The organism is Vibrio sp. CAU 1672 (assembly GCF_029223195.1).
Lineage (GTDB): Bacteria > Pseudomonadota > Gammaproteobacteria > Enterobacterales > Vibrionaceae > Vibrio.
On the sequence record NZ_JARHUF010000013.1, the window covers coordinates 60,144 to 80,450 of the forward strand.

A 20,307-nucleotide genomic window follows, 5' to 3' on the forward strand; every position below is an offset into this window, starting at 1 on the left:
ATGACAAACCAACAACTACATCAAAGAAGAAGTCAGGTAATTGCTCAGGGAATGGGCGCACTGTATCCGCTTTACGTTGAGAAAGCAGAGAATGCCCACGTATGGGATATCGAAGGCAACCAGTACATCGATTTTGCGGCTGGGATCGCGGTTACTAACACCGGTCATGCTAATAAGCGCATCAATGAAGCGGTGAAAGCGCAACTGGATAATTTTTCCCATACCTGCGCGATGGTGACTCCGTATGCCTCGTTTGTGGAACTGGCGGAAAAGCTCACCGAACTGGCTCCGGGAGACAGCGAGAAGAAGGCGGTTTTCCTTACCACCGGTGCAGAGGCGGTAGAAAACGCGGTCAAGATAGCCCGGGCTCATACTGGTCGCAGTGGGGTGATTGCGTTTAAGGGGGGCTTTCATGGCCGCACCAATATGACCATGGGCCTGACCGGTAAAATTGCGCCCTACAAAGCAGGCTTTGGCCCATTCCCCAACGAAATCTATCATGCGCCGTACCCGAATGCGTTTCACGGTGTCAGCGTCGAGCAGAGCCTGCAGGCCCTGCAGGATCTGTTTGCCTGTGATATTGAGCCTTCCCGCGTGGCGGCGATCATCTTCGAGCCGGTACAGGGTGAAGGGGGCTTCTACCAAGCGCCACAAGCCTTTGCTGAGGGATTACGCAGCATCTGTGATCAGCACGGTATTATGCTGATTGCCGATGAAATCCAGACCGGTTTTGCCCGCACCGGTAAAATGTTTGCAACCGAATACCTGGGTATCGAACCCGATATGATGACGATGGCGAAAGGTATCGCTGGTGGTTTCCCTATTTCCGCGGTAGTGGGGAAAGCGGAGGTGATGGACTCGGCATTACCGGGCGGTTTAGGTGGTACTTACGCCGGCTCACCGCTGGGCTGTGTGGCGGGGCTGGAAGTACTTAAAATCATCGAAGAAGAGGATTTGTGCGCCAAAGCAATGGGGATTGGCGAAGTGGTAAATGCACGGATGAGTAAGCTGCAGCAGTCAGTACCGGCGATTGGCGAAATCCGTACCACGGGGGCGATGATGGCGATAGAGTTTACCGACCCGCAATCCGGACAGCCATTGCAAGAGATGACCAAAGCGGTGATCGGTAAAGCTCAGGAAAACGGTCTGATCCTGCTTTCCTGTGGCGTGAAGGCCAACGTTATCCGGTTACTGCCGCCGCTGACGATAGAGCCGGAAGTACTGGAACAAGGTCTGGATAAACTTGAGAAGATCATTCTTGAACTCGCCTGAAACCCAGGCGACTGACCGCTGGCTTTGACTGAACAGCGCAAATTAAAAAGGCTAAACCCAATCGGGTTTAGCCTTTGTTCTAATGAGTCAGAATTATTTTATCGATTTAATCACCTGGCCAGTGATGTCGCCAATCAAGCCCGGTTGCACCAACTGGAAACTGATGGCTTTCCCTGTCTCTTGGATTGCTCTCATGTTGTATTGCAGTTGGGTGTAGTGGTCGTCCATCTGGTAACGCATCAGGGTTTCACCTGACTGGAGGTGATAGTTGACGGAGTATTCGGTGGCATAGCCCGCCATGGTGCCGTTGATCGGCATGTTTGGTGCGTCCTGCGGGATCTTGTAAGTCGTAGAATCTAGCTTAAGCATCCCGTTCATCACGCTGGTTGGCTCTTTCAGGTGGCCAAAGAAGTAGCTTGCATGAATAAAGCGATCTTCCGGGTTGGTGTTACCGCCTGTACCCAGGTTAGTTTGTGAGAACTGCTTATCCAGTTCACCCCAACCGCGCTGCGAGCGCTGAATGTTAGCCAGGTGCTGATCATAATCCGGCTGATTGGTCATGATGCTGTATTCAGCACCATGCCAGATGCGCGAACCTTCTTGACTAAACTCGATGATGGCCGAGTCACCTGTAACGTCCTGCAAGCTGATGTGCACCGCAATGCGGACAGGTACGCCAGGGATAAATTCTGTCTTCGCCGGGTTGTCAGCAACGAATTTTACTGCTTCTTCGACGGTCGCAAACTGGCCAAGAATATGGGTCAGGTAGTGCAGGGCACCCACTTCACCATCTCTAACGTCATCTTCGGTATGCATATTACGGTCATACAAGACATTACCGCTCAGACCTGCACTGTTCATCCCGTCGGTGATGATGCCGTAAGTGGTTGTGCCGGTTACATCGTAACGTGTTTTCAGTTTGGTAGCATGATCCAGGTGTGGCGTGTATTCTGCGCCTGCTGGCATGTTCACCAGATGAGGGTTGGTGGCTTCCGACCAGTCCATCGTTCGGGTTACAAATGTACCTTGGTTTTCTGTTTGCCAAACAACACGTGTACACGCTTCAGCTGCGGTCGCAAGGCCCATTGTCATTAATCCGGCCACCGCACAAGAAAGCAGTTTTTTGTTCATCACTTTTACCTTTCAGGTTTGTATTCGAGCTAAAGATTGCCTGAGTACATGTCGGTCCAAAAGACACAAATGAGTGATGAATTCCATCATTTATTGATGAGTGAAGTGCTGCTTACAGATTGACTTAATCACTTCCATCATCGGGTGTGTTTCCAGCGGTGCTGAGTAAAACAGGCTCAAGCCATAGGAAAACTGATTGGCGACTTCGGCTATATCAAGTTCATACAGTTCGCCTTTAGCCACAAAGGTTTGGGCCAGTTCCGTGCTGAGGATCGCCCAGCCATCGTATTTGAGTAGGGTGATCAGCAGATCATTGTTGCTGACTAAATGGTAATGCGGAGAAATAGCAAACATTTCCGGCAGGATGTTGAAATGGTTTTCACTGATGTACTGTTTAGCGAGTTTTAGATCTTCAGCTGTCAGATTATTAAGGTGGCGAAGCGTACTGCGGGCACCGGTATAAAGAGAAAGCTTACCGTATCCGAGTGAGACGAACTCAATTGCTTGCTGAGTCGACTGTCGGTGACGATGTTGCATGATGGCGATGCTATTGCTGGTCTGTTCTATTTCGGCAAAAGCTTCATCGCGGTTGCGGTGCAGCCAGTGCAGTTTGACTTCCGGGAACTTCTGGCCCATTGCATGTTCAATTTTTAATGCCAGTTCCAGAGGTAATGAAATATCGTGGTAAACCGTGATACTGGCCAGATCTTCCTGATGCAGTACACACAGCGACTGGTTGAGCTTTTTGGTATTGGCAATGATGCTTTTCGCCCGCTGGTAAACATGCTGAGCGGCCGGTGTTGGTGTGGCTTTTTTACCCACTATATTGAATAACGCCACATCATAGGACTCTTCCAGCGCTTTTACCTGGTCGCGGATTGTCGTCCTGTCTTTCCCTAACTTTTTTGCGGCTGCGCTGTAACCTTGCTCTTCATAGGTGGCACAGAAGGCCAGTAAGTGGTCATAGGAGAACATACGGTTTATTCTCTTTGTAGTTAAATGAGATGTGATTGATATTATCCGTCATTTATGTTGGTTTTGATGGTTTAATCTTGGTTTTATTGGTCTAAATTGTGAGCTGTGCAGTGTTCGGACTATTAGCTCGAAATGCCGGTGACTGGTTTTGGTACAGAGTGGTCGCCCAGTGAAGGGCTCCATTATTTGTGAATGCAGAGAGGGGAAGGCTTTTACCTGAATGGTATCTAGCGTCAGGGAGCGGGAGAAGGCAGCAATAAACCCAATTAGGTCGAAATCTGACAGTAACCACATATGCCAAGATCAGGTTACTGCCGGATTACGGTTGGTGTGTTACCACATTAAATCGTCTGGAACGACAAAGTCTGCGTAAGGATCGTCTTCCGCGATGGTGTCGGAGTCCGCTTCTTTCTGTTCAATAATGACGTCCTGGTCTCGTTGTGAAATTTTATTGGCGACAACGCTTGGGATCACTGCGTAGCCTTCGCCATGACGAGCGATTGCCAACACCCCTTTGATTAACTGCTCGCGGACGAGTTCGTCGACATAGAGTGATTTGACCAGTGTGCCATCAGCAAAATTGTACTTAATCTCACCGTCTTTCAAATTCAGCATGTTCATTTCGATAAGCTGCTTGATTTGTGACTGGATCTCTTTGTTAAGGCGCTGCTCATTCTGCTGGTTACTCAATGCCTTGTCACGTTCCTGTTGTTGGCGTTTTTGCTCTTCAACAGCCGCCTTGACTTCCCGCGCTTGTACGCGTGACTTCTTGGAGCCTTTTTTCGCTTTCTTGAGTTTTTTCTCGTTTACTAAACCCGCTTTCAGCATTTGCTCTTGAAGGGTAAGTTTGGCCATGGATATCTACCTTGCTTAATGTTTTGCCCATTCTAACCAGTCGTGCCGGGCAAATAAAGCGTAGCGCGGTCAATACCCGAGTAATCAAGCATTTGACCGGATTATCAGTCAACTAAATCGGGTTTTACTGCTGATATAGTGAGCTCGCACACAGTTAAGCCAAGTTGTGGATTATGAATCCTAATTCATTGATCTAACTCCAAACAATGAGTGCTCAACTGCGCTCATAATTCAACTTATCAGCAGGGTAGAGTATAAACTCTATCTTGTGTTTTCGTGGTTAATGTCGACTCGCTAAATGTCTCAGGAAGAGAAGTAGTACTATGCGCCCTTATCTCAAATATATTATTCCTACCGTTATCCCTTTGCTGATTTTGCTGATGCCGTTATCGGCATTCCCGTTCGAGGGGATGACGGTCGTTCAGCAACGGGTTATTGCGATCTTTTTACTGGCAGCATTATGCTGGGTATTTGAACCGATCCCCATTTATGCCACCTCGGTTGTGATTATTGTACTTGAGCTGTTGATGGTATCGAATAAAGGAATCGTATTGTTCCGGCTTGAAGAAGGGCAGCCTCATTTTGGTGACTTGCTCCAGTACCATGAGATCATGGCGACCTTTGCAAGTCCAATTATCATGCTGTTTTTAGGGGGATTTTTCCTTGCTATGGCGGCCACTAAGTACCGTCTTGACGTTAACTTAGCGCGGGTATTACTTAAGCCATTTGGCCAGAACCCTAAGTATGTAATGTTAGGGTTGATGCTGATCACGGCGGTGTTTTCGATGTTTATGTCCAATACCGCAACGACCGCAATGATGTTGTCAATACTAACCCCGGTGATCGCGGTATTCGGGCCGAAAGACCCGGGCCGAATTGCCTTTGCTTTGTGCATCCCTGTGGCGGCCAACATTGGTGGGATCGGCACACCGATTGGCACTCCACCTAACGCTATCGCGTTAAAGTATTTAGTTGGCGACAATTTGATCACCTTTGGTGAGTGGATGATGTTTGGCGTGCCGTTTGTCGTGGTAATGATGGCCTTAGCCTGGGTGCTGATTGGTTTCTTATACCAGGCAGAGCAAGACAAGATTGAACTGAGCATCAAGAGTAAGTTTCTTAAAACACCTAAGGCGATAGTAGTTTATGTTACTTTTGCCACGACAATCATTTTATGGTTGATGGGGTCGTCTCATGGGATGAACTCTTACACAGTGGCGCTGATCCCGGTCGCGGTATTTTCGCTGACGGGGATCATCAATAAAGAGGATTTGAAGAAGATTTCATGGGATGTGTTGTGGCTGGTGTCGGGGGGGATTGCGTTAGGCCTGGCGCTTGATAAAACGGGTTTGGCGAGTTTGGTGGTACACAGCATTCCGTTTAATGAGTTTTCACCGTATGTGGTGCTGTTCGGCGCCGCCGCACTTTGTTTGTTGATGGCGAATTTTATGTCCCACACGGCGACAGCAAACTTGTTGATGCCAATCATGGCTGCATTGGGTACATCAATGACCTCTTTAACGCCACTTGGCGGGGAAGTGACCCTGATCCTGGTGGTGACTTTCGCCGCCTCTTTGGGGATGTCGCTGCCTATCAGTACACCACCTAACGCTTTGGCACATGCGACTGGCAATGTGCAAAGCAGCCAGATGGCAAAAGTAGGGGTGATTCTGGGTGTCGTCGGGGTACTGCTTAGTTTCGTGATGGTGTGGATCCTCCACACGGTGGGGCATATTGGTTGATACATGTACGAGAGTAAACTTGAATGTCTGGTCGAACGCTACTTTAGTGATACCGAGCGCCGGTTTACCGTCGGCGCGGGGTCGGTACTGATTGAGCAGGATGGGCATAATCAGCGGCTGTATTATGTGCTGTCAGGCCAGCTTGCTGGTTTTTATTCTGAAGATGGCAACAAGCAAACTCAGGTATTCTCTGCTTCGCAAGGGGCATTTATTGGTGTGCACAGTTTTTTCTCCGGCACAGGAATAGCGTCTTCTACCGTGCTCGCAGAAACAGATGCGGATCTGGCCTGGATCGAGCGCGAAACGCCGGCCGTGGAAGAGGAAAAGTACGGCCCGCTGACTGCGCAATTTATGCCGGTGATCGTGAATGAGTTATCCCAGCGGCAGCGCCGGGCGACACAAGAGGCGCTGGCAAAGGAAAAAGCGCTACAAAAGCTGCATACCGCTGAACAGATGACGACACTAGGGCAGTTAGCAGCAGGGATTGCCCATGAGCTGAACAACGCCATTGGTGTGGTCAGCAGTAAATCACAGCGCTTAGAAACTATGATCATGGAGCTGCTGGAAGAAGTTCACCCTGAGGCGAGCCAGTTTTTTGATTTTGGTTTGCTGCAGGGGCAAAAAGTCTCTTCGAGCGAGGCTCGTTCCAGGGGGAAAAAGTTCGAAAAGCATTATGGGCTACCCAGAGAGTTAGCCAGAGATCTTGCACGCGCCGTGCCTGACGACTATTTGAATACCCATTGGCTCAAACAGCCAGAGGAAGCGATTCGATTTTGGCAGATGGGGCGCGATCTGCATGATCTGCGTTTAGCGTCTAAGCATACTATCGGCATCGTCAAATCGGTTAAGCAGCTTGGACGGGTGGATATTGATTTAGATGAGGCATTGAACATCAATGACTCGATTAACCGGGCTCTGGCTTTACTGCAGAGCGATTTGCGCCGGGTTAATGTGCGTTTTCGCCCTGGAGAGCTACCGGTGTTTATCGGCTCCCAAACTGAGTTGGTTCAGATTTGGGTCAATATTTTAAAAAATGCCTGTGATGCTTTAGCGGGTAATCCAAGCCCCGTAATTGATATCCAGACACGGTTAAGCAAAAAACGTATTCTGGTGACGATCGCCAACAATGGCCCTGAAATCGACGAAATGACACGGCGGAAGATTTTTCAACCTAGTTTCACAACCAAAAAGGGTGGGTTGTCATTCGGTCTGGGGTTAGGGCTGTCTATTGTGAAACGTATTCTCACAGGATATAACGGGACGATAGCGGTGAAAAGTGACAACGAAAAAACCATTTTTAGAATCAAATTACCGGTAGAGGATGAACATGGAGAAGCTTAATTTAATTTGCGTTGATGACCAGCGAGAGGTGTTAAGCGCGGTTCTGCAGGATTTACAGCCCTTGTCTCAGTGGCTGAATATTGAGGATTGCGAATCTGCCGATGAAGCTCTGGAGTTAATGGATGAGCTGGATGCCGACGGAGAGATGATCGCATTGGTCATTTCCGATCATGTGATGCCGGGGAAAACCGGGGTCGAGTTGTTAACTGAGATATCTCAAGACAGCCGGTTTATCCTGACCCGTAAAGTGCTGTTGACCGGTCAGGCCACTCACACGGATACCATCAACGCCATTAATTCTGCAGGTATTGACCGATATTTCGAGAAACCCTGGCAAGCAGAACAACTGATTGAGTGTGTACGTAATTTGGTGACCCGGTATATTTTTGATATGGGCTTAGATTACACGCAGTACCATGAGCACCTTGATCAGCAGGTTGTACTGGCAAGCTTAAGATAGTGTGATGAAACGGATGCCACCTGAGCGGCAAGCCGGGTGGTGGTTTGTTTTTGTTGTTCAGGCTGTGTTACGCCTCATGAAGTAATGAGCCGGTCGCCTTGAATCGCTGGCAAGGCAGAGTAAGCACCAGAAGCTCGCGGTGGCTGGCATGTTGGCGTGAAGGCCATATTCCATGGCCTTTACGTTGCGGTGAGATTGGTATTTAGTGCGATAACTTTGAAGCGTCGCGCAAACCCTGCCCTTGGGTGTAGCGACTGGCACTGGCGAGAGACAGTGGTTTGGCAAACCAGTATCCCTGCAAAAAGTTGACATGCAACTGTTGGTAAAACTGGCACATAGTGGTGTCTTCAATGCCTTCAATAACTACCTCAATGTTGTTTTCCTTACACATTGCGGTCAGAAGTTTGAGGTACTCATGTGAAGAGCGGTTGGTGAGCGCTTTGCGAGCCATAGAGCGGTCAATTTTAATTTGTGTCATCGGCAAGTCGAAAAAGCAGTTTAACGAACTGTAACCAGCACCAAAATCGTCTAGTGATAAAGCGAAACCGAGTTCAGCAAGGGTGTTCAAAGGCTCAATCGCGGCTTGGTTATTATCCAGAATGAATGTTTCCGTTAACTCCAGTACGATCGATTGAGGCGGGACACCTATTTTATCTGCTATGGCCTTGATTTTTGTTGGAAATTCACTGTTCAACAGCTGTAATACAGAGACATTTACATTGACTCGGGTATTACGTTGATAGCGATCATTGTAGTCCTTAATGAACTGACAGGCTTTGGTAAAGACCTGGTAGCCAAGTTCGACGATCAGGCCTTTGTTCTCTGCGACCGGAATAAACTCATCCGGGAAAATCTCACCGAACTCTTTACTCCGCCAGCGGACCAATGATTCAAAACTCGCGACTTCAGCATTTTGGGCATTGATGATTGGCTGAAACTTAACACTCAGGCTGTGTTGTTCAAGCGCATGCTTGAGGCCCCGCTCAATAAAAAAGTAGCGATCCACCGCTTTTTGCGTGTTTTTGCTGTAAATGGCCAGCCGGTTTCCATCGGTTTCACTCGCGTACTGACAAGTACGCGCTGCTTTACGCAAAATGCCTTCGGCTTCAATCGTAGGGTCAAAATAGGGATAAAGCCCGATACTGATCTTGCTTCCCAGTAACTGGCCGTCCTGGATAACCGTAGTGTGGTAATTCTGCTTGATCGTATTGGCGAATTGTTGCAGTTCTTCCTGGCTGTACGCCTCTTCTATCAGGATGGCAAAGTCGTCATCCCGGACCCGGTAGATGTTGGTTACCGCTGATGGTAACTGATGTAATGTATTGATTAACTTATCGACCAGATCATTCATTAAATCCCCACCATAGTGATTGAGGTATGATTTGATGTCATCAATCTGAATGTAAATCAAAGAGGCCTGGTCGTAACCGGCGTTGGTGAGCTCTTCGATATCAAGCAGTAATTTAGCCCGGTTGGCCATGCCGGATGCATTATCATGAAACGCAACCTGATGGATGTAACTTTCCATCAGTTTACGCTCGGAAATATCACGGTGGCTGCCGACCATGTACTGACCAACATCACTCTGTTTGGTCATGGCTACCCCTTCAATCCAGATATACTGGCCATTGGGTTTACGTAACCGATAGGTGGTGGCCACCCGTTGATCGGAGGTAGTGATGTGCGAATCGACACGTTTGGCCAGTCGTTCTCGATCCAGCGGGTGTACCAGATCCAACCACTGTTCCAGGCTGATTCTTCCGGCATCTATACCAAACTGAGCATAAAACTGCTGGTTGTAGAACACCATCGACCCAAGTTCGTCCATGTAAAACAGACCTTCGTTAAAAACATCAAAGATATGCACAAAGCGTTCTTTAACGATTTTGAGAAAATCGCGATCGCAATCTGTCATTGTCGGGTCTAAGGCATTGATCATAACTGGTCATCCCCATGCAAAGGTTGTTCAGGTACAGATATGGGGGCGGGGAGTCGTGGCAACATCATTCTGTCTGGTACATCCTTCAACTCTGTGTTGGTTTTGTAATATCAAAGTTGATTTATCAGGTTATGTGCTAGTGGGTGCATAATAATCGATACGCTTTAGTATGCAATAGAGTTTTTTCAAATTGGTTACCTGGCATCGGTGTATCTGTCGATTTTCTCATAGTAAATACTAATTGCGTCGCTCTGTGGTTGATGAATGGCACAGTTTATAGAAATAGTCACCGTCAATATGTTGTGAAGTCACATTACTGGTGGGATCTCGTAGGATGCATGCTTCGCTAAAGCAGTGAGTTGCGCTTTAGGTTGAGGCAGGGCTCAGCATCATGGTTATGTTCGTTTTGCCCGACATGCCAATGTAAGTCTTGATATGAGTTTCTTTACTTTGTTGCATATAATGACTATTTTGAATGCATAACTAAACAGTGCTGAGCGCATTGAACAGGCGTTGATGTTTAGCGGCATTCACCCTGGTTAAATGACACGCTTTGAGCCTTCAGGTTTATTGACAGACGTTTCACGGATAGAAACCGTTCTGGATTCAGGCTCGCGAAGAGGGCGGCTTGAATATCTGACTTTACACATTAGAAAGGAACACTAATGCAATTTGATATCTGGATTTATTACACCCTCGCGATATTGATCCTGACAGCTTCTCCGGGTCCCAGTTCTCTGCTTTGCTTGAGCAAGGGCGTCAGTAATGGCTTTCGTTATGCTGGTGTTACTGCGTTGGGAAGCTTAAGTGCGATCACGATTATCCTCACCCTCTCTTTTACCGGCCTTGGTGTGGTGGTCGCGTCATCAGAGCTGGTATTCAATCTGATCAAATGGTGTGGGGCGGCTTATTTAGTCTGGTTGGGCATTCAAGCGCTGCTTTCCAGGCAGACGGATTTTACTCAAGCCGATGCCGGAGGGGATTCGATTGGTTACCTAAGTGCTTTTACCAGTGGCTTCATTGTTGGCTCGAGCAATCCCAAGGCGATCGTGTTTTTTACCGCTCTGTTTCCGCAGTTTATTGATCCTCAGGCATCAATGTTCGGTCAGTATCTGGTTTTTGCCAGTACTTTTGTGGTGTTTGAGCTGAGCTGGTTGCTGTTTTATGCCTTTCTGGGGGTGAAAAGCTCTAATTGGTTATTTGCCAAAGGCCGGGCAAAATTGTTCAACCGACTCTTTGGAGGCGTGTTTGTCGGCGCCGGGGTGATGTTGTCCACCACCAGCCGCGGCTAACGATTGTATTACCTTGTTCTTAATTAGCGAAGCCTTATTTCTTATTTGGAAATAAGGCTTTTGTTTTTTTTCAATAGTGATGATGGGGCAGCAGGCGTACACTTTCGCCGAGCTCCTATTGTGTTTATAGCCGGGTTAAGTGTCATTGCCTTGCGAGACGTTGGAGCGTTATTTCTCCCATTATCAGGAATATCGCCGATGAGTCAGAGTCTGTCCGAACTTCAGCATCGTTTTTTCGCGATCGCTACCGACCACCAACTGTCACCCAAACAGAAATCTAATTTTCTGGCTTTAGAAGCTGAAGCTGTAATACCTTATATGCCACTTTCGCCGGCGCTCAAAGAGGCGATGGCGCAGGGCGTTATCTGCGACATGTTCGAGGGGCATGCGCCGTTTAAACCACGCTATGTTTTACCCGATTACGCAAAGTTTCTTGCCCGGGGTTCTGACTATCTTGAGCTGGCCCCGGCTGAGGATTTTGATGATGCCCTCAACATGCTGACCATTCTTTACCATCATGTTCCTTCGGTGACGAACATTCCGGTTTATCTCGGACAGCTGGACGAGCTGTTGCTACCGTTTATCGGAGACCTGACGGCATCCCAATTATATAAGAAGCTGAAGCGCTTCTGGATCATGTTGGATCGAACGCTGCCAGATGCTTTCATGCATGTCAATATTGGCCCGAGTGACAACATTATCTGCCGCACTATTTTACAGATTGATGCAGAGCTAAAACAGATCGCCCCAAACTTGACGTTTATGTACGACGAGGTGGTGACACCGGATGACTTGCTTAAGCAAGCGACACAAAATATCTGTGATTGCAGCAAACCCCATATTGCTAATTATCCGCTCCATGCGAACGCTTACGATGATGGCCGGTTCGGGATAGTGAGTTGCTACAATTCACTGCCACTGGCTGGGGGCGCGAATACGCTGGTGCGGATGAACCTCAAACAAGCAGTACAATGTGCAGAAAGTCGCGACGATTTTTTCAGTCACATCCTGCCGATGTACCATACTCTGATGGTAGAGTTGATCGACGCGCGTAGCTCACACCTGCATGAGAAGTCGAACTTTTTCCAGGGTTTTTTAACCACAGAAGGCCTGATCGAAGAATCACGATTTGCCCCAATGTACGGGATTTACGGTATGGCAGAAGCGGTTAATCTGCTGCTGGAAAAAGAGGGGACTGCCGGTAAATACGGACATGATAGTGTCGCCAATGAACTTGGCCTGGCGATTTCGGCAAAATTGTCTGACTTGGTCGAAACCACTCCGGTGAAGTTTGGTCTGCAGGGCCGGGCATTACTGCACGCTCAAGGCGGCATCAGCCTGGATCTGGATGTTACGCCGGGGGTGCGTATTCCTTATGGTTCGGAGCCTGATCCGGTTTCTTATGTGCAGGCTACGGCAGGGCATCACCAATATTACCGCTCTGGTATCAGTGATATTCTGACCATCGATGAAACAGTAAAAGCGAATCCGGCAGCGATGTTCAACTTGTGTAAAGGCGCGTTGAAGGCCGGTTATCGTGAGTTTACCGCGAATGTAGCGTCTAACGACTTAGTCCGTGTAACAGGTTATATGGTTAAGCTGTCTGATATTGCCAAATATGAGCAGGAAGGTTCACGCACTAACACCACCTTCCTTGGTGCCGAGGCGGTAAAAAATTCCGGGATTTTAGAGCGCTCACCGCGCGTGGTGAGTCACGAAATGTCGCCAACCTATGTAAAATAGTGGCTAACGGAGTTAAATAGGATGTCTGGACGAGCGGAAAATCGGGTGGCGAGGGTTAGTCGCATACTGCCTTTCTCTTGCGTTGACGGTCCGGGAAATCGGCTGGTCATCTTTCTTCAGGGTTGTAACTACCAGTGTTTAAGCTGCCATAACCCTCATACGATCAACCATTGTAATCACTGTGGTGATTGTGTGGGCGAATGTCCGGCAGGCGCACTGGAGTTAAACGAAAGCAACAACGTTGTTTGGCTAAAAGAGGTGTGCACCCACTGCGATCACTGTATTGATGTCTGTCAGCATCAATCCAATCCTAAAATCGCTGACTACAGTGTCAATGCAGTGCTCGATTTGATACGCGAGCAACGCTTTTTTATAAGTGGTGTTACGCTATCCGGTGGGGAAGCCACCCTTCAGCTCCCGTTTGTTATTGAACTGTTTAAAGCCATTAAAGCGGATCCGCAGCTGTGTGAACTGACGTGCTTTATTGACAGTAACGGTTCTTTGTCCGCGGCAGGCTGGGATAAGCTCATTCCCTATTGTGACGGCGCAATGATAGACCTCAAAGCCTGGCAGGAAGAAACTCACCAATGGCTGGTCGGGCGTGGAAATCATCGTGTGTTTCAGTCAATAAGCCGATTAGCGCAGGAGGGCAAACTGTATGAAGTTCGCCTGCTGCATATTCCGGGGATCAGCGATCTGGAGGCGGAGATCGCTCAGGTCGGTCATTATCTGGAGCAGTTACCGGGCGAGGTCCGTATCCGGTTAAACGCATTTCAGCATCACGGTGTTGTCGGCGAGGCATTGACCTGGCCAAGATGTAGCTTGGTGGAGATTCGCCGTTTTCGTGATCAATTAAGCCGTTATGTCACCAAATCTATTACCCTGCCCAGCGTGATCCGCTAAAGCCAGCCTTAGCCGGGTTTGCAAGCCGTCAGTAACTCTTGTTGCAGCCATTTGAGTGCCGGGTCGTTCATTGACGCTTTGTTCCACACCAAACTGTAGGCCACTTGGCCGTAATCAAAAGGCAATGGCTTTTCAACCAGTCCTTTTGCCTGTAATGCCATGCTGGCCCAGTGTTTTGAGCAGGTGAATAGATAATCCGAGTGATGGCACATTACCGCTGCCGAACCAAAATCCGCTACATACATGGCCATGCTTCGTTTGGTATGGCACTGGGTAAGCAGCTGTTCAAAATAGGGTTGAGCCAGGTCTTTGTCGTGAATGCCCAAATGCCTTGCACCCAGGTACTTTTCGATGGTGAGCTCGGTTTCAGCGAGCGGGTTGTTGGCGCCCATCAGGCAAATCATCTCATCAGAGACAAGGGTTTGCCAAACCAGCTCACTATTGAGGGTTGGCGGCTGACTGAGGTCATGAGGCAGGATCACAAAGTCCACCTGCCCGCGGTTCAGGGCATCAAAGCTCATGTGCTCTTTGGCGTAAATGCTTAACATTGCCTGAGTGCTCATTTGCTCGGACAGGCGTTGCAGCACCGGAGCGAAAACTTCAAAGGTACTGTCTCTCATCGCTAGCGAAAAACGGCCCTGATAGTCAGCCGGGTTAAATGAACCTTGGTGAAGCAAGCCATTCATGCTCGACAAAATGCAATGGATGGTCGGGCCGATGCTGACGGCAAATGGCGTCGGCACGAGTTGGGCGCCTTCCCTGTAGAACAGGTCGTCTTTCAGAATTTGTCGCAACTGGCTGAGTGTTTTACTTACGCTGGAAGGGGTAACGCAGAGCGTTTCTGCCGACTGGGTGACACTGTGTGTCGTCAGGAGCGTATGCAAAATGGTGAGGTGTTTCAGGCTGATGCGTGAAAGAGCGATATAATCCATAGATAAGGTTCAAAATCGAATTTTTTTAATTATATCAGTATGAAATAATTAATTACTATGGCTATTTAGTGAAATATCACAGAGGTGGTATTGTGCTAGCTGGATTTGCTGGCTGCTCGTAGCAAAAGAAGGTGTTGCTTTTGTTAAAATAGTGGTTTGAGCCGGTAATCATCGGGGCTTAGAGTCAGCCCCTGAAATTATCATCCTCTTCAGACAACCTGGCAGGAAAGCTGGTAACAGTCGTGAATGTGGCTTTTGAGTACCCCATATACATCACTGCACAGTTTGCCCTCTGTTATCATGCCGTCCATTAGTTTTTCAATTTCAGTGATCCCCATCGGCCCCCGATAAGGGCGATCTTGTGACAAAGCCTGAAATACGTCTGCAACAGCAATGATACGGGAGGGGATGTCCAGTTCCTCTGCCGTTTTATGATACGGATAACCTGAGCCATCGAGGCGCTCGTGATGATTCGATGCCCACTGGGCGATTTTGGCATTAGAAAATACTTTGTGTAGTGCCAGTTCGGTATCAATGGTATGCCGTTTTATCCGTGTGTACTCCTCAGCCGTCAGCGCTCCGGCTTTGTGCAGGATTTCGTCCGGTGTTTTAAGCTTGCCGATGTCATGGACTAAGCCGGCGATAAATATCATTTCCTGATCATGTTCATCCAGCCCCATACACAATGCTAAATAGCGCGACAACTCCGCCACCTTTTGCGAGTGTTGGTAAGTAAACGGGCTCTTGGCGTCAACAATCCGTGCAAGAAAAAGACCTAAGCTGTTCATGTCTTCGATAGTGAGTTGCTTCTGTAGCCAGGCGATGTTATCGAAGCGCAGTCCTATTGTTTCAATGTTTTCTGATTCCATGGCAAACCAGAACCCGTCAGTCATGATCAGTTTAATCATTGCTTCACACATCTCGGGATGGAACAGGGTACCGGCATTGTCGGCGACACAGTCTGCAATTAGCGACTCATGCAAGGTGACAAGGTCAAAATGACAGTCGGTAACATAACGTGCCCGGAGAAAATCGAGCCGATCTGACAAGTAAAGCAGCGCGGCAACGTCTTTATCAAAAGCGGGAATATTCAGGTGTTTTAGCTCATGCCATTGAGTGTGGTGATGCAGTATCGGGGTCGCAAACTGAGCCAACAGGCCACATTGGCTGAGCGATTGATAGCCGCGCAGGCAGTGGGCTTTGGCTCCTTGGGGAATTAACTCTTCAAGGAGCATCATGTGCTCTCGGGTTTCAGACACACCACAGTCATGTAGCATGCCGGCAAAATAGCAAAACTCTGCCTTATTTAAGTCCCAGTTCATTACCAGAGCACATTCATACGCAATATACGCCACGCGATGGTTGTGATGGGTGTCATCCACTCCGACATAATCCAGCGCGCGCGCAACCCAGATGATGGCTTGTTTTAAATCAACCTCAAAATCAGTTGCAGCAGGGGTACAGTTATTATTCATTTAATGGGCCGACTATATTATTTGTAATTATTGGAATTTTGTATGTGTCGATTCTACTTGGTGTGGAGGAAAAATATTAGCCTTGAATTGTGGCGGAGGATCAGGAATTTGAGCTATGTACGAATTTTTGTGAAAACCGTTTAAGCTTGGTTTATCCAGATTGAAATTCTGATGCGCAGTTTCAAGAAACGGACAGCTTTAAACGGTAAGGTAATCAAACTGAACTGACGTAGATAAGGAATTCTAATGTTAACTCATCGATTATACCGCACTTATACCAATGGACTGAAACTGGCGGCGAAGATTTTACCTTTTCCCAAACCGACGCTTTTTTCCGGAGAGGGGGCAGTGACAGATATGTGTCAGGCTATCGCCGATCTGGGTTACCAGCGCATTTTGCTAGTCACTGATGATGGTCTGGTTAAGCTGGGCATGGCTGAGAGAGTGGGCAATATTCTCAGCTCGCTTGAGTTAAAGGTACATGTGTTTTCAGAGGTGAAACCTGATCCTACCTATGAGCAGGTTGAGTTTGGGCTTCGTCACTACACGGACAATCAGTGTGATGCAGTTCTGGCATTGGGCGGAGGTTCAGCCATGGACTGCGCGAAAGTGATTGCTGCGCGAGTCACTAACCATAGATCGATCGCCCGCTTGGCGGGGCTGTTTCGGGTTTGGCGAACGCCGGCACCGTTATTTGTGATTCCCACCACGGCAGGGACCGGATCGGAAGTCACCGTCGCTGCGGTTGTATCGGACCCGGCAACGCACAAAAAGACTCCGCTGGTGGATCCCAAACTGGTGCCACTTATGGCAGCGTTAGATCCTGACTTAATGCTGGGGCTTCCACCGGCGATTACCGCGGAAACCGGCATTGATGCGTTAACCCATGCATTAGAAGCGTATATCTCCCGCAATGCGACTGCTGAAACGCAAGCTTACTCCGTAGCCGCGATTAAACTGATTTTCACCCACCTTCCTTTGGTGGTGGAAGAGGGGACCAACAAAACCTCACGTTTGCGTATGGCGATGGCTTCCTACTACGCTGGTTTGGCATTTACCAAAGCCAGCCTGGGTTATGTGCATGCGTTTTCCCATAACCTGGGGGCTAAGTATGCGTTGCCTCATGGCTTAGCCAATAGTATTGCTCTGTTGCCGGTTCTGCGTTTTTCTTTACCTGCCATTGAGCCGCAACTGGCACAACTGGCAGAAGTGTTACAAGTCGATCGGACTCTGACGCAAAGCGAAAAAGCGACTTGGTTGCTGGCTAAAGTTGAAGCCTTGTATGAGCGTATCGGAATTATGCCAACTTCGAATGCCATTCAACCAACCGACATCGATCAGCTCGTGCAGGATATTTTGAAAGAAGCGCACTGGAACTACCCGGTTCCCAAATTCATGGATGAGAATCAATGTGCCATGCTGTTAGCTGAAATGCGCAGTTAGTTGATGCGTACACTTTAGTGTACACAAATGGATTTTTATCCTTACACTTTGCTTGATCTTCTTGTGGATATCCTACAGAATTGGATTTATGCCTTACATGGTATTAGTTTTGGGCGGCTGTTCCCGGATCTGATACTGGTTAATCTTAATAAGCTGTAAAGATAATTATACAAATGAGTCAATCCAAAGTATTTGGTAGTACGCTGATCATCGCAGGTACTACAATCGGTGCCGGGATGCTGGCACTTCCTCTGGCTTCTGCCGGTATCGGTTTTTCTACATCATTAATGATCATGCTTTTGTTGTGGGTGCTGATGGCCTTCACCGCATTGCTGATGCTCGAGTTACACCAATACGCCGATAGCAGTGCCACATTGCATACCTTAGCCAAGCAAATCCTCGGGCCGAAAGGTAAGTGGGTAGCCAGTTTTGCCATGTTGTTTTTGTTTTATGCTCTGTGTGCCGCCTACATTGCCGGTGGCGGAGCGCAGTTTGGCGAGCGTCTGTCGCAGTGGTTTGACATTGAGATTGCCGGGAGCAGTGCAACGATCGTATTTACGCTTATTGTGACCTGCGTGGTCACCGTTGGAACCGGAACAGTAGATAAGGTAAACCGTGTGCTGTTTACGCTGAAAATGGTAATGATGATCGCGGTACTGTCATTTCTTGCGCCGAATGTGACGGAATCTTATCTACTGAGTATGCCAGTCGAGCAGGGGCTGATCGTGGCGGCCATCCCGGTTATCTTCACCTCGTTTGGTTTTCACGGCAGTATCCCGGCGATTGTAAACTACCTGGAAGGTGATACCCCTTCGTTGCGTAAAGCGATTATTTTTGGTTCAGCGATTCCGTTGGTGATTTACATCTTCTGGCAGGTCGTCACCCTTGGTGTCGTCAGCCAGGACGAACTGGTTGATAACACCGGGCTTACAGCACTGATCAATCAACTTGCTCTGACAGTACATGAATCCCGCTTAGCAAGTATCGTTGGCCTGTTTGCCGACTTAGCGTTACTGACTTCGTTTTTAGGTGTGAGCTTAGGGTTGTTTGAATTCTTGGGTGACACCATTCGGGGCAAAAACGCACAGCCAAACCGGATGCTGGCCGCAGCGGTGACTTTCACTCCACCATTGGTGTTCGCGCTTTTCTATCCTCAAGGCTTTATTATGGCGCTGGGTTATGCTGCAATCGCTCTGGCCATTTTAGCTATCTTCCTGCCGCTGGCGATGGTCGCTAAAGTACGCCGCAGTACGGACTTTAATGGTGAATATCGTGTTGCCGGCGGGCAAACTGCGTTAGTGCTCACCGGGCTTGCGGGGTTTGGTATAGTGGCTGCGCAACTACTGATTACATTAGGCTTTTTACCTGCATTAGGCTGAGGCCATCCAACGTGTTTTTAAGCCAACCGACACGTGTCGGTTGGCTTTTTTTATTTGAGATCAATCTCACGAATGATAATTTGCACAATAACTGGCAGAGTCATGAAATTGTCTCTTACACTTATGTTGTGGTATGTCAAAGTTTTGACTAAAAAAGCATTAGTTAATTAATCACGTTCAGATGGGCTGTCGGTTTTGGTTTCTCTTCTTCACTGTGGAGGTGGAGCGTGGCACATAGAAGCTTTTATCCATTTGCTAAGCCGCTTAATGAGCAGATGCAAACATTGAAGTGTCGCATGCAGGCACATTTGCCCATTGTCGACCGGATTTCTTACGCAAAATACATCCCGCAACAAGGCTTGCTTACTTCTTTTGCTGAAAGCATCGGTGATAACGGGTGTTTGCCTCACTACGAAGCGCCTTTGAGTAAACTTCCCCGGTTAAAAGCGGCGGCTCAATCTGCTACTCCACACATTATCGACAACTTAAAAGTAGTTGCCCACAGTCCAAGGGTACGCAGCCTGCTGCAAAGAGGTTACTGCTCTTCAGCCGCCATTCCCTGTTATGAGAGCCATGACTTTACGGGGTTCATTTTCCTTAATTCTGTCCAGCCAAATGCGTTTACTCTTGCGCAGCTTAACCCGCTTAAACCTTATTTTGATATGGTTCAGTATGCTATCGAGTCTGAGCTCAATGTTGTACAGGCGATAGAGTTCCTCGCCGGACGGATACAGTGTCATTTGCCGGGTTACACACCGCAAGTCTACTCCCACACCAGACGAATCACACTTTACGCCAGGCTGATTGCCAAAGAGCTGGCGCAGCGTTATCAGTTCAGTGATGAAGTTGTCGAGCAAATCGGTTTGTTCGCTCAGTATCATGCGTTAAGCGACATCAGTCTGCATCCTGATATTGTGTGTCGTCGTAAAGGTCTGAATAACGAGCAGGAAGCAATACTCAAAAGCCACATGGATGAGTGTGTGGAAGCGGCGGATGGCATTATCGAGCGCATTGGTAACCCGGTGCATCCGAGCGTTATTTTGTTTAATCAGATCATCGCTTACCAATATGAAAATCTGGACGGTTCAGGGTACCCATATGGTGTACAACAAGATTTGATCCCGGTGCCGGCTCGAATCGTTGCGGTCGCGAATGTGTTTGATGTAATGACCACTCACCATCCTGACAGAGAAGCCAGTTCTATTACATCGGCATTACTGGATCTGGAAAAATTGGTTTACCAGGGCGCGCTTTCACTGGAATGCGTGGATGCGTTGCGCGGCCATCAGGCATATCTCAAAGAGGTACTCAATAAGTATCCGGAGTATTCACTGGGATTTGGCGCGCGGTAATACCAGCTTAAGGAAAACTTTAACGAACTATTGACGAAAGAGGAGGAATAACCAATACTGGTTATATATACAG

Annotated in this window: 16 protein-coding genes; 10 read left to right on the forward strand and 6 right to left on the reverse strand. The window is 48.2% G+C overall.

Annotated features, from left to right (window positions below):
- Nucleotides 1–1,272: a 4-aminobutyrate--2-oxoglutarate transaminase gene (gabT, locus tag P2G85_RS13130; RefSeq protein WP_275864537.1), complete on the forward strand. Its 1,272-nt coding sequence runs from the start codon at nt 1–3 to the stop codon at nt 1,270–1,272.
- Nucleotides 1,273–1,365: 93 nt separating this feature from the next.
- On the opposite strand, the gene P2G85_RS13135 is transcribed toward gabT, so the two are convergent.
- From P2G85_RS13135 to P2G85_RS13145, 3 genes are all read right to left on the reverse strand, one after another.
- Nucleotides 1,366–2,403, reverse strand: a complete 1,038-nt coding sequence (locus P2G85_RS13135) for a linear amide C-N hydrolase (protein WP_275864538.1) — start codon at nt 2,401–2,403, stop codon at nt 1,366–1,368.
- A gap of 90 nt (nt 2,404–2,493) precedes the next feature.
- Nucleotides 2,494–3,378 carry a LysR family transcriptional regulator gene (locus tag P2G85_RS13140; RefSeq protein WP_275864539.1) on the reverse strand — a complete coding sequence of 295 codons (885 nt, stop codon included), beginning with the start codon at nt 3,376–3,378 and terminating at the stop codon, nt 2,494–2,496.
- A gap of 333 nt (nt 3,379–3,711) precedes the next feature.
- Nucleotides 3,712–4,233, reverse strand: a complete 522-nt coding sequence (locus tag P2G85_RS13145; RefSeq protein ID WP_275864540.1) for a DUF2058 domain-containing protein — start codon at nt 4,231–4,233, stop codon at nt 3,712–3,714.
- A 323-nt stretch (nt 4,234–4,556) separates the two neighbouring features.
- Between P2G85_RS13145 and P2G85_RS13150 the strand changes: the two genes are divergently transcribed.
- The 3 genes from P2G85_RS13150 to P2G85_RS13160 are packed head-to-tail and all read left to right on the forward strand — an operon-like array spanning nt 4,557 to nt 7,776.
- The gene (locus tag P2G85_RS13150) at nt 4,557–5,975 is read left to right on the forward strand and encodes an SLC13 family permease (protein WP_275864541.1); all 1,419 of its coding nucleotides are present in this window, start codon (nt 4,557–4,559) and stop codon (nt 5,973–5,975) included.
- 3 nt (nt 5,976–5,978) lie between these two features.
- Nucleotides 5,979–7,316, forward strand: a complete 1,338-nt coding sequence (locus P2G85_RS13155) for an ATP-binding protein (RefSeq protein ID WP_275864542.1) — start codon at nt 5,979–5,981, stop codon at nt 7,314–7,316.
- On the forward strand, nt 7,303–7,776 hold the full coding sequence (locus tag P2G85_RS13160) for a response regulator (protein ID WP_275864543.1): 474 nt from the start codon (nt 7,303–7,305) through the stop codon (nt 7,774–7,776). The genes P2G85_RS13155 and P2G85_RS13160 overlap by 14 nt, the downstream gene beginning before the upstream one ends.
- A 202-nt stretch (nt 7,777–7,978) precedes the next feature.
- On the opposite strand, the gene P2G85_RS13165 is transcribed toward P2G85_RS13160, so the two are convergent.
- Nucleotides 7,979–9,715, reverse strand: coding sequence for an EAL domain-containing protein (locus tag P2G85_RS13165; protein ID WP_275864544.1), 1,737 nt, complete (start codon nt 9,713–9,715; stop codon nt 7,979–7,981).
- Nucleotides 9,716–10,380: 665 nt separating this feature from the next.
- Here P2G85_RS13165 and P2G85_RS13170 point away from each other — a divergent pair.
- The 3 genes from P2G85_RS13170 (at nt 10,381) to P2G85_RS13180 (ending at nt 13,653) form a co-directional block, all read left to right on the forward strand.
- Nucleotides 10,381–11,007, forward strand: coding sequence for a LysE family translocator (locus P2G85_RS13170; RefSeq protein WP_275864545.1), 627 nt, complete (start codon nt 10,381–10,383; stop codon nt 11,005–11,007).
- A 198-nt stretch (nt 11,008–11,205) separates the two neighbouring features.
- The gene (locus P2G85_RS13175) at nt 11,206–12,750 is read left to right on the forward strand and encodes a YjjI family glycine radical enzyme (RefSeq protein WP_275864546.1); all 1,545 of its coding nucleotides are present in this window, start codon (nt 11,206–11,208) and stop codon (nt 12,748–12,750) included.
- A 21-nt stretch (nt 12,751–12,771) separates the two neighbouring features.
- Entirely contained in the window at nt 12,772–13,653 is an 882-nt protein-coding gene (locus P2G85_RS13180) for a YjjW family glycine radical enzyme activase (RefSeq protein ID WP_275864547.1), read from the forward strand.
- Between the two features lie 8 nt (nt 13,654–13,661).
- Here P2G85_RS13180 and P2G85_RS13185 read toward each other — a convergent pair whose 3' ends face one another.
- The gene (locus P2G85_RS13185; protein ID WP_275864548.1) at nt 13,662–14,585 is read right to left on the reverse strand and encodes a LysR family transcriptional regulator; all 924 of its coding nucleotides are present in this window, start codon (nt 14,583–14,585) and stop codon (nt 13,662–13,664) included.
- A 209-nt stretch (nt 14,586–14,794) separates the two neighbouring features.
- A complete protein-coding gene (locus P2G85_RS13190) occupies nt 14,795–16,060 on the reverse strand; it encodes an HD domain-containing phosphohydrolase (protein WP_275864549.1) in 1,266 nt (421 codons plus the stop codon).
- A 246-nt stretch (nt 16,061–16,306) separates the two neighbouring features.
- Here P2G85_RS13190 and P2G85_RS13195 point away from each other — a divergent pair, with 246 nt between their 5' ends.
- The 3 genes from P2G85_RS13195 (at nt 16,307) to P2G85_RS13205 (ending at nt 20,234) form a co-directional block, all read left to right on the forward strand.
- Nucleotides 16,307–17,503, forward strand: coding sequence for an iron-containing alcohol dehydrogenase (locus P2G85_RS13195; RefSeq protein ID WP_275864550.1), 1,197 nt, complete (start codon nt 16,307–16,309; stop codon nt 17,501–17,503).
- A gap of 173 nt (nt 17,504–17,676) precedes the next feature.
- Nucleotides 17,677–18,882, forward strand: coding sequence for an aromatic amino acid transport family protein (locus P2G85_RS13200; RefSeq protein WP_275864551.1), 1,206 nt, complete (start codon nt 17,677–17,679; stop codon nt 18,880–18,882).
- 227 nt (nt 18,883–19,109) lie between these two features.
- Nucleotides 19,110–20,234: an HD domain-containing phosphohydrolase gene (locus P2G85_RS13205; RefSeq protein WP_275864552.1), complete on the forward strand. Its 1,125-nt coding sequence runs from the start codon at nt 19,110–19,112 to the stop codon at nt 20,232–20,234.
- The last annotated feature ends 73 nt before the right edge of the window (nt 20,235–20,307 follow it).

Excerpts from the sequence above, each read along its gene's own strand:
- gabT (WP_275864537.1), top strand. The coding sequence starts at position 1 with ATGACAAACCAACAACTACATCAAAGAAGAAGTCAGGTAATTGCTCAG.
- P2G85_RS13135 (WP_275864538.1), bottom strand. The coding sequence starts at position 2,403 with ATGAACAAAAAACTGCTTTCTTGTGCGGTGGCCGGATTAATGACAATG.
- P2G85_RS13140 (WP_275864539.1), bottom strand. The coding sequence starts at position 3,378 with ATGTTCTCCTATGACCACTTACTGGCCTTCTGTGCCACCTATGAAGAG.
- P2G85_RS13145 (WP_275864540.1), bottom strand. The coding sequence starts at position 4,233 with ATGGCCAAACTTACCCTTCAAGAGCAAATGCTGAAAGCGGGTTTAGTA.
- P2G85_RS13150 (WP_275864541.1), top strand. The coding sequence starts at position 4,557 with ATGCGCCCTTATCTCAAATATATTATTCCTACCGTTATCCCTTTGCTG.
- P2G85_RS13155 (WP_275864542.1), top strand. The coding sequence starts at position 5,979 with ATGTACGAGAGTAAACTTGAATGTCTGGTCGAACGCTACTTTAGTGAT.
- P2G85_RS13160 (WP_275864543.1), top strand. The coding sequence starts at position 7,303 with ATGGAGAAGCTTAATTTAATTTGCGTTGATGACCAGCGAGAGGTGTTA.
- P2G85_RS13165 (WP_275864544.1), bottom strand. The coding sequence starts at position 9,715 with ATGATCAATGCCTTAGACCCGACAATGACAGATTGCGATCGCGATTTT.
- P2G85_RS13170 (WP_275864545.1), top strand. The coding sequence starts at position 10,381 with ATGCAATTTGATATCTGGATTTATTACACCCTCGCGATATTGATCCTG.
- P2G85_RS13175 (WP_275864546.1), top strand. The coding sequence starts at position 11,206 with ATGAGTCAGAGTCTGTCCGAACTTCAGCATCGTTTTTTCGCGATCGCT.
- P2G85_RS13180 (WP_275864547.1), top strand. The coding sequence starts at position 12,772 with ATGTCTGGACGAGCGGAAAATCGGGTGGCGAGGGTTAGTCGCATACTG.
- P2G85_RS13185 (WP_275864548.1), bottom strand. The coding sequence starts at position 14,585 with ATGGATTATATCGCTCTTTCACGCATCAGCCTGAAACACCTCACCATT.
- P2G85_RS13190 (WP_275864549.1), bottom strand. The coding sequence starts at position 16,060 with ATGAATAATAACTGTACCCCTGCTGCAACTGATTTTGAGGTTGATTTA.
- P2G85_RS13195 (WP_275864550.1), top strand. The coding sequence starts at position 16,307 with ATGTTAACTCATCGATTATACCGCACTTATACCAATGGACTGAAACTG.
- P2G85_RS13200 (WP_275864551.1), top strand. The coding sequence starts at position 17,677 with ATGAGTCAATCCAAAGTATTTGGTAGTACGCTGATCATCGCAGGTACT.